13 protein-coding genes are annotated in these 12,630 nt (G+C 34.3%); 5 read left to right on the top strand and 8 right to left on the bottom strand.

The genetic code is table 11. The annotated features are described in order from the left end of the window. On the top strand, window positions 1–236 hold a 236-nt coding region (locus tag MK115_RS00695), incomplete at its 5' end, for a CYTH domain-containing protein (protein ID WP_502923582.1). 241 nt (window positions 237–477) lie between these two features. Here MK115_RS00695 and pedR read toward each other — a convergent pair. Then, a complete protein-coding gene (gene pedR / locus MK115_RS00685; RefSeq protein WP_011817646.1) occupies window positions 478–756 on the bottom strand; it encodes a photosynthetic electron transport-dependent transcriptional regulator PedR in 279 nt (92 codons plus the stop codon). Window positions 757–833: 77 nt separating this feature from the next. Here pedR and MK115_RS00680 point away from each other — a divergent pair, with 77 nt between their 5' ends. Next, window positions 834–1,724, top strand: coding sequence for a methylenetetrahydrofolate reductase (locus MK115_RS00680; protein ID WP_287608187.1), 891 nt, complete (start codon window positions 834–836; stop codon window positions 1,722–1,724). On the opposite strand, the gene MK115_RS00675 is transcribed toward MK115_RS00680, so the two are convergent. The 5 genes from MK115_RS00675 to MK115_RS00655 form a co-directional block, all read right to left on the bottom strand. After that, window positions 1,708–2,886, bottom strand: a complete 1,179-nt coding sequence (locus MK115_RS00675) for a nucleotidyltransferase family protein (protein WP_025892470.1) — start codon at window positions 2,884–2,886, stop codon at window positions 1,708–1,710. The genes MK115_RS00680 and MK115_RS00675 overlap by 17 nt on opposite strands. A 46-nt stretch (window positions 2,887–2,932) precedes the next feature. Then, window positions 2,933–3,754 carry a segregation/condensation protein A gene (locus tag MK115_RS00670; protein WP_287608186.1) on the bottom strand — a complete coding sequence of 274 codons (822 nt, stop codon included), beginning with the start codon at window positions 3,752–3,754 and terminating at the stop codon, window positions 2,933–2,935. A gap of 123 nt (window positions 3,755–3,877) precedes the next feature. Further along, window positions 3,878–5,482 (bottom strand): NAD(P)H-quinone oxidoreductase subunit 4, encoded by a 1,605-nt coding sequence (locus tag MK115_RS00665; RefSeq protein ID WP_287608197.1) that lies wholly within the window; start codon window positions 5,480–5,482, stop codon window positions 3,878–3,880. A gap of 121 nt (window positions 5,483–5,603) precedes the next feature. Beyond that, window positions 5,604–7,625, bottom strand: coding sequence for an NAD(P)H-quinone oxidoreductase subunit 5 (locus tag MK115_RS00660; protein ID WP_287608185.1), 2,022 nt, complete (start codon window positions 7,623–7,625; stop codon window positions 5,604–5,606). A 33-nt stretch (window positions 7,626–7,658) separates the two neighbouring features. Next, on the bottom strand, window positions 7,659–8,387 hold the full coding sequence (locus MK115_RS00655; protein WP_025905936.1) for an NnrU family protein: 729 nt from the start codon (window positions 8,385–8,387) through the stop codon (window positions 7,659–7,661). Between the two features lie 83 nt (window positions 8,388–8,470). Here MK115_RS00655 and MK115_RS00650 point away from each other — a divergent pair, with 83 nt between their 5' ends. Further along, window positions 8,471–9,415, top strand: a complete 945-nt coding sequence (locus MK115_RS00650; protein WP_025922065.1) for a LysR family transcriptional regulator — start codon at window positions 8,471–8,473, stop codon at window positions 9,413–9,415. A 6-nt stretch (window positions 9,416–9,421) separates the two neighbouring features. Here the strand turns inward: MK115_RS00650 and MK115_RS00645 are convergent, their stop codons facing one another. Together MK115_RS00645 and ndhM are read right to left on the bottom strand one after the other, a co-directional pair. Then, the gene (locus MK115_RS00645; RefSeq protein WP_287608184.1) at window positions 9,422–10,045 is read right to left on the bottom strand and encodes a DUF3172 domain-containing protein; all 624 of its coding nucleotides are present in this window, start codon (window positions 10,043–10,045) and stop codon (window positions 9,422–9,424) included. Next, window positions 10,042–10,389, bottom strand: a complete 348-nt coding sequence (ndhM, locus tag MK115_RS00640; protein ID WP_011817637.1) for an NAD(P)H-quinone oxidoreductase subunit M — start codon at window positions 10,387–10,389, stop codon at window positions 10,042–10,044. Before ndhM ends, MK115_RS00645 begins: the two co-directional genes overlap by 4 nt. Before the next feature lie 90 nt (window positions 10,390–10,479). Between ndhM and pds the strand changes: the two genes are divergently transcribed. Further along, on the top strand, window positions 10,480–11,880 hold the full coding sequence (gene pds / locus MK115_RS00635; RefSeq protein ID WP_287608183.1) for a 15-cis-phytoene desaturase: 1,401 nt from the start codon (window positions 10,480–10,482) through the stop codon (window positions 11,878–11,880). A gap of 40 nt (window positions 11,881–11,920) precedes the next feature. Continuing rightward, window positions 11,921–12,630, top strand: a 710-nt coding sequence (locus MK115_RS00630) for a squalene/phytoene synthase family protein (protein WP_287608182.1), incomplete at its 3' end; no start/stop codon positions are given.

Genomic DNA, 12,630 nt, shown 5'->3' with positions numbered 1-12,630 from the left:
CTCTTTCAAATACAATTAAAAAAGATAGATACTTTCTAGAAATTGAAAAAAAATCTTGGATTATAGATTGCTTTAAAGAAAATAATTATCCACTTGAAATTGCAGAAATTGAACTTTCTAATGAAGAGGAAGATTTAATTCTTCCATCTTTCATTTCAAAAGAAATTACTGGGCTGACCCATTACTCCAATTTCAGTCTCGCTAACAATCCTTTTTCACAGTGGAAAGAAGACTAGATAACAACTTTCAAAAGTACCTAGTCAAAAGAACCACTCATCCTTTATATTTTCTTTATATTTAAGCAAAGTATTTTTTATTTTCTTCAGATGTATGGTCTTTACGACAAAGAAGGTATATTGAGATTTGTTGATTCAGACAAGGATGCTTGTATTGCATATGCTGAACTCTTCGAATTAGGATCTACAAATTATTGTCTAATGGATTTGGCTAATGATACAAAAAAAGTAAAGGGTAATACTAATCTTGATCAGAGTCAGGGAGTGTACAACAATTAAATCCATCTCTACAAATCTTGCCGTTGTCCATTGCCCAATTCAAAAGTGCTACTCTGTTTTTAGAACCAGTTTTTGTAAACATATTACTTACATGATTATCAACAGTTCTTTTACTAATAGTTAGTTTTACCGCAATTTCTTGATTTGTAAGCCCATCAGCTACGAGATCAATGATTTCCATCTCTCTTGCTGAGAGACCCATCATATCAATGTTGTTTACTTCTTCTTCAACCATTTGCATTTAAACAGTTCCTTTTTTATATTAATTAAGTTTAGCAATCTCAGTACACTTGTTAACCAACTAGGAAACAAAAGCAATTGAAATCAAAACTTCAGCAGACTTTAGAAAAAAGATCTAAGGTAATAACGGCAGAGTTAATGCCGCCAAGAGGTGGAAGCCCCATAAGATCTCTTAAGATAGCACAACTTTTGAAAGATAAGGTACATGCTGTTAACATTACCGATGGAAGTAGAGCTGTAATGAGAATGTGCAGCTTGGCAATGTCCAAACTATTACTGGAAAATGGGATAGAACCAGTAATGCAAATTTCTTGCAGAGATCGTAATAAAATTGCTTTACAATCAGACATTCTGGGAGCAAATGCTTTAGGAATTAAAAACATCTTATGCATTACCGGTGATTCAGTAAAAGCTGGGGATCAACAAGATGCCAAGGCCGTACATGAGTTTGAGTCTGTTAGATTGCTTCAACAAATTCAGGCTTTCAATAAAGGAATTGATCCTACTCTAGGAGAACTTTCCGATAAAAAAACATTTATTTTTGCAGGTGCTGCAGCTGATCCAAATTGCAGAAATAAAAGAAGTCTAGAAAATAGAATGAGAAAGAAAAAAGAGGCTGGAGCTGGATTCATACAAACTCAAATGGTTATGGAAAAAGAAAATTTGATAGAGTTTTGTGAAAAAATTAGCAAGCCTCTTGAAATTCCTGTAATTGCAGGTGTATTCCTATTAAAGTCTTACAAAAACGCTCTCTTTATAAACAAATACGTTCCAGGCGCAAACATCCCTGAAAATATCTTAAATCGTCTTAAAGATGCTAAAGACCCATTACAAGAAGGTATTAAAATTGCAGCTGAACAAGCTCATGATTTTATTAATATCGCAAATGGTGTTCATCTAATGGCCGTAAAAGCAGAGCATTTAATTCCTGAGATTATTGAAAAAGCTAATCTTAGTCTGGAATATTAATCAAATCAGTACCTAATAATTCTGCCATAGCTTTCTGCTGAGGCGATGGCTCAGTCAAATCAGATCTTCTTGAATCTGCTATTAACCAATCTAAAGATGCATCTTGCAAATCAAAATGATCTCCATTTTTCCCAACACAATATTTACCAAACACTAACTTATCCATAAGTCTTACACCTTTACCAATTTTAGAATAATCAAAAATAATTGAGTTATCTATAGTTGCTCCCTCGCAAATGCAACAACTTGGTCCAATCATGGAAGGGCCAATAATAGTTGCTCCATCCTCGATCCTAGTCATGCCTCCTATATAAACCGGCCCGGTAATATTAACCTTTTCCCAGTTAGCCGCTACATTCAAACCGGTAAAAACTCCTGGTTTTATTTCCTTACCTGGTATTTGCACTTGTCTTACCTTACCTTGCAATACATTTCTAATAGCACTCCAATAATCAGGAACTTTTCCAATATCTACCCATTCAAAATCCATTGGTAATGCAAAAAATGGTAAATCCATTTCAACAAGTTTAGGGAAAAGATCAGCTCCAATATCAAATTTCTCTGCTGAAGGTATGTAATTAAAAATTTCGGGTTCGAAAAGATAAATTCCTGTATTTATAGAGTCACTTAAAGCTTGATCAACTGTTGGCTTTTCCTGAAAAGCCTTTATTCGACCATTTTCATCAGAAACTACGACACCGTAACTTGATACTTGATCTTTAGTTACCTTCTTTGTTATTAAGCTCGCAATAGCTCCTTTCTGCTTATGTTTTTTAACAGCTTGAGTTAAATCTAAATCAACTAAAGCATCACCACATAAAACAACAAAAGTTTCATCAAAGAAATTTTGAAAATCCTGAATTTTTTTTAATCCTCCTGCGGATCCCAAAGCATCACCTATTAATTCTCCATCTTCAATTCTTCCCTCAAAACTATAAGCAATTTCTACTCCAAATCTTTGCCCATCCCTAAAATAATTTTCAATTTCTTCAGCCAGATGAGAAACATTTACCATTATTTCCTTAAAGTTATGTTCTCTTAAAAGTTCCAAGAGAAACTCCATAACAGGTTTTTGCAAAATCGGAATCATCGGTTTCGGAATAACATGCGTAATAGGCTGAACACGTGTGCCTTTACCTGCCGCAAGTATCATTGCCTTCATAAATTCAAAACCATTTTTTAAATTATACGTTATTACTATGAAGCTTCTAAGCAGCCGAGGAAGAGGCATTACTTACCTCAAGATTTTCTATAGGCAATTGAGCTAAGCCACCATCAGGTATTATTCTTTTAATTTGAATTGGGCCATATAAGGAATTAATTTGTTTAATTTCAATTTTGTTTTCAGATGATAAAAATAACAAAGCCCAAAAAACTCCCAAACGATCTTTATCTAAATCATTTTTTACAACAGTTTGCCATTTCTCAACTAGATATTCAAAATCTGTCCACTGTAATGCTTTTTCCCACCCATCAATAAATTTACCTAGTGCTTTAGTGGTTTCCGGTAGTTTCTCACGATGCGCTAATGATTTCACTTGAGAAATTAAAGCTTTATCTGAATATTTTTTATTTCTTTTTCTCTTCATTAGTAGAAGGTCTTGGGTTTCTATAACTTCAGCAATAGACTCTAACTGACTTACCAGTTCTCCCAGAGTTGTTGTACGTTTGAGAATTGGTTGTGCTATTGACCTCCTCCTTAGATATTTTTCAGGATATTTTGGTATATCAAATTCTTGGTCAATCCAATCTTGATCATCCAAGTCAAAATCATCTTCAAAATCGGAAGAATTTTCTTTGAAAACATCAGATTCCAAAACTTGAGCCTTTAAATTAACTAGTACGGAAGCAGCAAAAAAAGCTTCGCTTGTCTCAGATAAATCCTTATGATAGGAACTTTTGCTATATGATTTGCTGCCGAAAGATTGTGAATATTGCTCTAAAAAACTATCAATTACACTTATTACATCAATATCCCATGGATCAAGATCACCTTTACCTGCGGCGTCTTGAAGAAACTTAATCAACAATCTAGGCCCTAATTGTTGTCTATGAATAGGGTTGTAGTTAGATATTTTTAAATTGGTAATAACTATACATAAGATATACCCTTAATTATTTAATGCCAAACAATATCGCATTAATTTTAAAAATTATATAGTTGGAGCTTTTAGGATCTCATTTGTTTTAGTTCCTGAAAAAATATTTGTTTTCACAGCACCTTTAACTGCAGTTAAATCTCGATCGACCAAATTATTGATAGATGCAATGTAACTTTCAGTAACTAATCTTGGGTACAAACCTATTCCAATAATCGGTAAAAGTAAACAAGCAATAATATAAACTTCCCTTGGCTCTGCATCTATAAGTTTTCGTTCTTCGATTAATTTAGGATTTTCTTTACCAAAGAAAATTTCTCGTAACATTGAAAGTAGATAAATAGGAGTAAGTATTACACCGATAGCAGCTAAAGAGGCCATCACTACCCTAAAAGGAAGTGTATACACTTCATCAGTAACAAATCCTGTAAATACCATCAATTCGGAAACAAATCCACTCATACCAGGCAAAGCCAGGGAAGCCAGGGAGCAAGCAGTCCATAGGGCAAACATGATTCTCATTTTTTGTCCTACACCACTCATTTCATCAAGTTTAAGAGTCTTTGTTCTGTCATAGGTAGCACCAACAAGAAAAAATAAACTTGCACCGATTAATCCATGACTAACCATTTGCAGCATAGCTCCGCTTGTTCCAAGGCTACTAAAACTCCCTATTCCAATAAGAACGAAACCCATATGACTTATCGAACTGTATGCAATTTTTCTTTTAAGATTTCTTTGAGCAAAAGAAGTTAATGCAGCATAAATTATATTGACTACCCCTAGAACTATTAATAATGGGGCAAATTGAGCATGAGCAACGGGTAATAATTGTGCATTAAATCTTAAAAGAGCATATCCTCCCATCTTTAATAAAATTCCTGCTAGAAGCATATGAACAGGAGCTGTAGCCTCTCCATGAGCATCTGGAAGCCAAGTATGAAGAGGTACTATTGGTAGTTTCACACCAAATGCAATTAAAAGCCCTACATAACATAATATTTGGAATTTTTGACTAAAATCTTGAGCTGCCAAGTGAGAAAACTCAAAGTTAGGAATTTCTGTACCATAGAAACCCATTGCTAACGCTGCCAAAAGAATGAAGATAGAACTACCAGCTGTATAAATAATGAATTTTGTTGCTGCATATTGTCGATTTTTGCCACCCCATATAGCCAGTAATAAATAAACGGGAATTAACTCAAGTTCCCAAGTTAGAAAGAATAAAAGCATATCTTGTACGGCAAACACAGCGATTTGCCCACCATCCATAACCAATATCAAAAAGAAAAATAACTTTGGTTTGAACTTGACTGGCCATGCAGCAAGAACTGCTAAAGCAGTTATAAAACTAGTCAATAATATTAACGGCATAGACATGCCATCAGCGCCAACAGACCAAGTAAGACCTAAATCAGGGAGCCAACTAATATTTTCTTTAAGTTGAACATTTTCATTACTAATATCAAAGCCATTTATATATGAACCTACAGTTATTAAAAAAGTTATTAATGCAATAGACAATGCAAACCATCTCACCTCTTTGCCATCCCCTTTATCTGGGAAAAAAGGTATCACAAATGCACTACCAATTGGGAATAAAATTGAAGCAGATAACCAAGGAAAATTAGACAATCCAGCTCCCAAAGTTCCCAACATTTGTGTCGCAAAATGTGTATAAAAATAAGTACTCAATTTAATAAGAAATTTATCTTAAATAAAGTCTAGAAATTTTCTGTATTTTTTCACCCCAATGGACAGTGAAGACACACAATTGTAATTAAGATACTTGAGGAGATTGAAAACCAAATATAGCAACTAGTAAAATTACACCTCCAAAAACAATAAGCGCATAAAATTGAGCCCTACCAGTCTCAAAATATTTTAAACCTTCTCCACTACCTAAAGTTACAAGTCCAGTAAGATTTACGACGCCATCAACAACCTTAGAATCAACCTCTAAAACTTCTTTAGCAAGTTTTCTACTACCCTTAACAAAAAGTTTTTCATTAATATCATCTAGATACCATTTATTGGATAAAAATCGGTTGATGCTAGGAAACTTTTCGGCAAATAAAACTGATAAATTAATTTTTTTCACAAAATATGCCTGATAAGCAATAATGATTCCAGCTGATGCAATAAGTACTGACGCAAGTGCTAAAGGCAAAAATTCTTTTAATTCGAAGGCTTTTGCAGCAGTCTCTGCTTCTTCAGGATCTAGTAAATTTGCAATTTTGCTATCCCATGGAAGTCCCATAAAACCGATAATTACAGACGGTACAGCTAGAAATACCAAGGGAAATGTCATTGACCAGGGTGACTCATGAATAGAGCCATGTTCTTCATGCTCTTCTTCATTTTCTTCATCTAGGTTTGTTTTAGAGGCTATTAGAAGCTCTTTTTGCAATTCTTTATTCTCCCCTCTGAAATCTCCTTCAAATGTCAAGAAATAAAGCCTAAACATATAAAAAGCAGTCATACCAGCTGTTAGAAGTCCTATGAACCAAAAAGCTGGAAATGATATAAAAGCATTTCCGAGTATCTCGTCTTTACTCCAAAAACCTGCCAATGGAGGAATTCCACTAATTGCTACACAACCTATTAAAAATGTTGTTGATGTATATGGCATTTTTTTTCTTAAACCGCCCATCAATCTCATATCTTGAGCTAATACAGGCTGATGGCCAACTACTTCTTCCATAGCATGTATTACTGAACCAGATCCCAAAAATAGCATTGCTTTAAAGCAAGCATGAGTCACTAAATGAAAAATTCCTGCTACTGGTGCTCCACAACCCATTGCGAGCATCATATACCCAAGCTGAGAAACTGTGCTATAAGCTAAACCTTTTTTTAAATCCATTTGGGTCAAAGCTATAGAGGCTCCTAAAAAACAAGTAATGGTGCCAACTAAAGCAATAATGAACTGAATAGAGGGGAATATTGAATACAAAGGTTGAAGTCTTGCTACAAGAAATATTCCTGCTGCAACCATTGTTGCAGCATGGATAAGTGCAGAAATTGGTGTAGGACCTTCCATTGCGTCAGGTAACCACACATGAAGAGGAAACTGAGCGGATTTAGCCATTGGCCCTAGAAAAACTAAAAAACAAAGTAATAAAGCAGCCCAAATGGGTATCGAATGGTCAGATATCGATTGAGAAATTCCAGTAGCTATTTCATTAAAATCAAAACTATTTGTTGCCCAAAATAGGCCAAGAATTCCTAGTAATAAACCAAAATCTCCCACTCTATTAACAACAAATGCTTTTTGTGCAGCGTGTGCAGCGCCATCCCTGTCATACCAAAAACCAACCAATAAATAAGAACACATCCCAACTAATTCCCAAAAAACATAAATTTCTAATAAATTCGGACTAACTATTAATCCCATCATTGAACTACTAAATAATGCTAAATATGTAAAAAATCTGACATAACCTTTGTCATGCGCCATATAACCATGAGAGTAAATCATTACCAGCAAAGTTATTGTAGTTACTAACGCAAGCATTACACTCCCCAAAGGATCAAGGACAAATCCCATTGGAATTGTGAAATCCCCAGCATTGGCCCATACAAATAATTTTTCTACTGATTGATAACCATTAACTTGTTCAATTAAAGCTTTATAACTAATTACCGCAGAAATCCCAACGAAAGAAATCAGACCTACAGAAACAATTTCTCTTGAATTATTAATTTTCTTGTTAATGCTTATTAGTCCTAAGCCAGAAAGCACTGCTCCAATAAGTGGGAAAACAGGAATTAACCAGGCAATTTCTGAAGCTTGTGGCATTTTTTAAAGAACTTATATTTTGATTTTAAACTGTCAATTGAAAAATTCAGACAAAAATGATGAATTAAATGTTTTAACAGCAATATTTATATATTGATGAGACCACCAAAGTACGCCTATTGCAATTAATATGCCAACTTGAGATAACCTAAAAAATTCTTTAATCTTAAATTCTTGCCTCCCCTCAAGTATCGCCAAGAAAGGGATTATGGAAGTATTTTTTTTAAAATTTTCAAATTCTTCTCCAAATCTATTTGCTAATCTCTTATCGCCATGCCAGATTGCAAAAAGGTGATGCAAAACTAAGCCAATAGAAGTTACTAATGTGAATGATGTACCAATCCATAAAGTATGAGCAAAACACCAAATTATCTGACCAAATGCTTGTGGATGTCTTGTGATTCGCATTATCCCAGTTCCATAGATTCGTACTTTAGGTTTTAAAACCGAAGGAATTTCTAGCAAATTGTAAGTAGCGGGATATAAAAATAAAAAACTTATTGCAGTTAAGAACCAAACGACCATAAAAACAAAATTATTGCCCTGTAAATTCCATAATCTGATTCCGTCATATCTATGAGCTAAAAAATAACTAATCAAGATAATTGCAGATGGCAAACTTAAAAAAACAAAACATAACCGCCATAATCTTGGACCCATAATAGATTCTGCTTTGATTCTTAAAGCAGCTCCCCCACTATGAATGACCGCAAAAATCAAAATCAAAATTAAGATGATTAGCGAAGTTTTATGAGTCTCCATATATTTAAATTGTTCAAATAATTTTTGTTCTTAACAAGAATGCTCCTAAGCATTAGAATTATAAGAAATTGTAGGCATAATAGATGCCAGAATTACCATTTACACTCGACCAATTAAGAATATTAAAAGCTATAGCAGCTCAAGGAAGTTTTAAAAAAGCTGCAGATCTCTTATATGTAACCCAACCTGCCGTAAGTTTACAAATACAAAATTTAGAAAAACAACTTGAAATCACAATTTTCGACAGAGGTGGTAGGAAGGCTCTATTGACTGAAGCAGGGAGACTATTACTTGAATATTGTGAACGAATTTTGAATCAATGCGACGAAGCTTGCAAAGCTATTGAAGATTTAAATAGCTTAAAAGGTGGAACTCTTGTCATTGGAGCGAGCCAAACAACGGGTACCTATTTAATGCCGAGAATGATAGGACTATTCAGACAAAAATACCCTGATGTATCCGTTCAACTTCAAGTTCATAGTACGAGAAGAACTGGTTGGAGTGTGGCCAATGGACAAATTGACTTAGCCATTATTGGCGGACAATTACCTGGAGATTTGGAAAATTTGCTACAAGTAATTCCATATGCCACTGATGAATTGGCATTAGTTTTACCATCTAAACATCCACTTTCGACCAAAAAAGAGCTTCTAAAAGAAGACTTATACAAATTAAATTTTGTAACATTAGACTCACAATCTACAACAAGAAAAGTTGTTGACAAACTTCTTCAAGATTCTGGGCTTGATATTCAAAGATTAAAAATTGAGATGGAACTTAACTCTCTTGAAGCAATCAAGAATGCAGTTCAATCAGGTTTAGGAGCTTCCTTTTTGCCTGTTGTTTCTATTGAAAGAGAATTATCGGCTGGAACAATCCACAAAGCATTCGTTGCTGATTTAGAGGTTAAAAGAGAACTTAAATTAATTACTAATCCGTCAAGATATACATCAAGAGCATCAGAAGTATTTAAGAAAAACATTCTCCCACAATTTGCTAGTTTAGAAAGCCCTTTGAGGCATATATAATTTCGATCAAAACTGAATTGCTTCTTTGTTAATACCTACCCCGCCGTCTTCGGCTTGTCCATCGCCTTTTATTATAAATTTATTTTCATTTACATCAGTCTGATAAACGCACTTAACTATTGGCTTATCTCTTATAGAACCAATATAAGCAAAAGTATTCATCCTTTGCTTACATTCTCTTACATCTTCATTACTAATTGCGCCCTGTTTTTGTAAAACTGTCCAATTCTCTCTTCTAATAACACACCCTGGCTGAAGAGCTGGTTGCGTTACAAAACTCGTAGATGGATTTAGAGTCGTATACATTTCAACATCAATTACAAAAGCACTAGCTCCCCATTGTCTGCAAAATTCAGGGTCTGGAACAGCCATATCTAATTGTTGTTGACTTGCTATATTTCCCTGCCCGCCATCTGTTGTACTGGTAATAGCGCTCCCAATACCAACTCCTAAAATTAGAACTCCAGCAAGTACGGCAATGGTTCCTGTACTAAAGTTGATCTTTTGTTCAGAAGAAGCAGGCAATCTATTGTTTCTTTGACCATATGAATCCACGTCCCTTGGATTTGGAGGATAATAACTTCTATTTGAGCCTCTCCTTGGCCTTCTATTTGAGGATGATCTATTCACAGCACTTCATTTGTCTTTGGTAAACCCATTGAATAATTCATTACTCTACAATCAGGGTTATAACTTAGCTGACCATTTTGAAGCAAAAATTTAATTAAACCTTCGATTTCTGATCCTATTTTTCGAAGTTCATAATCATCTAAATCCTTTCCTGCTCTCTCTTTTATTAATTCATTGAATTTTTCATTTATTTTGTTTAGAGAATCTTCGTTCCAAATAAATTCGTTATCAGGATCTAAATCAAGAGTTAGTTTATTGGGATGAAACTTTAATTCTTCATCTACCACTTCGGCAGTAAAAATTCTTACATGCCTAGTAGTCGATTTTAAAAGCATTTTTTCCATAATTTTACGAAATAATCAACGAAAAAAACTATTATGTTCTAACTTTAATGTAGCTTATTAGTAAGTGTTAATTTATTTCTTGATTTAATAATGCGTGTTGTAATTGCTGGTGCTGGTTTAGCAGGTTTATCTTGCGCTAAATATTTAGTCGATAATGGACACATTCCGATTGTACTTGAAGCCAGAGATGTTTTAGGTGGGAAAGTTGCCGCATGGAAAGACGAAGATGGAGATTGGTATGAAACTGGGTTACATATATTTTTTGGAGCCTACCCAAATATGTTGCAACTTTTTAAGGAATTAGATATTGAAGATAGACTCCAATGGAAAAGTCATTCAATGATTTTTAATCAGCCATCAGAGCCTGGAACTTACAGTAGATTCGACTTTCCCGATATACCTGCTCCAGTTAATGGTGTATCAGCAATACTAAGCAATAATGATATGCTTTCATGGAATGAAAAGATTCTATTTGGATTAGGTTTAGTGCCTGCAATGTTGAGAGGCCAAAAGTACTTAGATAAATGTGATACAAAATCATGGACAGATTGGCTAAAAGAGCACAATATACCGGAAAGAGTTAATGATGAAGTTTTTATAGCGATGAGTAAAGCTCTTAATTTCATTGGACCGGATGAAATATCATCTACAGTTTTATTAACAGCATTAAACAGATTTTTACAAGAAAAAAATGGTTCTAAAATGGCATTCCTTGACGGAGCTCCTCCAGAAAGACTTTGCCAGCCAATGGTTGATTATATTACTGCTCGTGGTGGAGAAGTTCACATGAATAGTCCATTAAGGCAAATCAACCTTAATGAGGACAGCACTGTTAAAAGTTTTACTATTGCCTCTTTAGATAAAAACGAAAAGAAAGAGCTAACGGCTGATGCTTATGTAAGTGCAATGCCTGTAGATCTTTTTAAATTAATGATCCCTAAACAATGGAAAGGGTTAGATGCATTTTCTAAATTAGATGGTTTAAATGGTGTGCCAGTCATTAATATCCATTTATGGTTTGACAAAAAATTAACAGATATTGATCATTTATTATTCAGCAGATCACCTCTCCTCAGTGTTTATGCAGATATGAGTATCACCTGCAAAGAATATGAAGATCCAAATAGATCAATGCTTGAATTGGTTTTTGCACCAGCAAAAGATTGGATAAATAGGAGTGATCAGGATATTGTTGATGCAACTATGGAGGAACTCAAAAAATTATTCCCAACGCATTTCATGGGAGACGATAAAACAAACTTACGAAAATATAAAGTAGTCAAAACTCCAAGATCTGTTTATAAAGCAGTTCCTGGATGCCAAGAGTTCAGACCTAGTCAAAAATCTCCTATAAAAAACTTCTTTTTAGCAGGTGATTATACTATGCAAAAATATTTAGCATCTATGGAAGGAGCTGTTTTAAGTGGTAAATTATGCGCGGAATCAATCAATAAGGAGTATTCCAAAACTCCTCAAAATGTTTCTTCATGAGATTTACATTCCAGTAATTTAAAAATTCATCTAAAACTTTTTGAAAAATTCAATTTCTCAACTAGATCAAGCATACGAGATATGCCGAAAAGAAACCCAAAAATGGGCTAAAACCTTTTACTTGGGAACCCTTCTGCTACCTGAAGAGAAAAGAAAAGCTATTTGGGCTATTTATGTTTGGTGTAGAAGAACAGATGAAATAATGGATAGCTTAGAAGCTTCAACTAAATCGCAAGATGAACTTGCAGAAAATTTAAATGCATGGGAAGAAAATACAAAGAATGTTTTTAAAGGCAACATTAAATCGGAATTAGATGCCGTTCTACTAGACACCATCGAAAAATATCCACAAAGTATTCAACCTTATCTAGACATGATAGATGGCCAGAGAATGGATCTTAATAAATTTAGATACAAAGATTTTGATGAATTAAAACTCTATTGTTATAGAGTCGCAGGGACTGTTGGTTTAATGACTCAAAATGTGATGGGGATTGATAGCGCTTATACATCAGCTCCATGGAGTGCTATGCCTGACCCCTCTGAAGCAGCTATAGCTCTTGGAATTGCAAATCAATTAACAAATATCTTGAGGGATGTAGGAGAAGATAGACAGAGAGGAAGAATTTATCTCCCGCAAGTGGATATTGAAAAATTTAATTATTCTGAAGAAGAGCTTTTACAAGGAAAAATAAACCAACAGTGGAAGTCACTGATGAACTTTCAATTGGCAAGAGCTCGCGAATGGTT

The sequence above is a fragment of the Prochlorococcus sp. ALOHA_ZT_50 genome (assembly GCF_022447305.1).
Taxonomy (GTDB): domain Bacteria; phylum Cyanobacteriota; class Cyanobacteriia; order PCC-6307; family Cyanobiaceae; genus Prochlorococcus_A.
Note: the sequence above shows the minus strand (reverse complement) of the source record. Positions and strands in the feature narration are given on the sequence as shown.

What these genes read in the sequence shown, in the direction of transcription:
- ndhM (WP_011817637.1), bottom strand. Translation starts at nt 10,389, where the DNA reads ATGGAAAAAATGCTTTTAAAATCGACTACTAGGCATGTAAGAATTTTT.
- MK115_RS00675 (WP_025892470.1), bottom strand. Translation starts at nt 2,886, where the DNA reads ATGAAGGCAATGATACTTGCGGCAGGTAAAGGCACACGTGTTCAGCCT.
- pedR (WP_011817646.1), bottom strand. Translation starts at nt 756, where the DNA reads ATGCAAATGGTTGAAGAAGAAGTAAACAACATTGATATGATGGGTCTC.
- MK115_RS00650 (WP_025922065.1), top strand. Translation starts at nt 8,471, where the DNA reads ATGCCAGAATTACCATTTACACTCGACCAATTAAGAATATTAAAAGCT.
- MK115_RS00660 (WP_287608185.1), bottom strand. Translation starts at nt 7,625, where the DNA reads ATGCCACAAGCTTCAGAAATTGCCTGGTTAATTCCTGTTTTCCCACTT.
- MK115_RS00655 (WP_025905936.1), bottom strand. Translation starts at nt 8,387, where the DNA reads ATGGAGACTCATAAAACTTCGCTAATCATCTTAATTTTGATTTTGATT.
- pds (WP_287608183.1), top strand. Translation starts at nt 10,480, where the DNA reads ATGCGTGTTGTAATTGCTGGTGCTGGTTTAGCAGGTTTATCTTGCGCT.
- MK115_RS00665 (WP_287608197.1), bottom strand. Translation starts at nt 5,482, where the DNA reads ATGTTGGGAACTTTGGGAGCTGGATTGTCTAATTTTCCTTGGTTATCT.